Consider the following 243-nt stretch of genomic DNA (forward strand, 5'->3'; position numbering starts at 1 on the left):
TGATCACGGCGCATCGCCGGGCTGATATTGAGTTCGGCCACGGTACCAGCGCCGATCACACCGTCGGACTGCAACGAGTGGCTGAGCTGGAACGCCTTGACCGCAGCGACCAGTTCGGCGCGGTACTGCTTGGCGCTGCCCTTGGGTTCGACGGCCAGGTAACCGCCGCTGTAGAGCCGACGCGCCAGTTGCGGCGATTCAGCGCCCTCTCCCCACGACTATTTCGACGCTGCGCTGGCCTCC

Annotated in this window: 1 protein-coding gene; it reads right to left on the minus strand. The window is 65.8% G+C overall.

What is annotated here, in order from left to right:
• Positions 1-188, minus strand: a 188-nt coding sequence (locus AC0L20_RS41695) for a peptidoglycan-binding protein (RefSeq protein WP_473295944.1), incomplete at its 3' end; no start/stop codon positions are given.
• Positions 189-243 lie beyond the last annotated feature (55 nt).

It is taken from the genome of Bradyrhizobium sp. Kon58, from assembly GCF_055807455.1.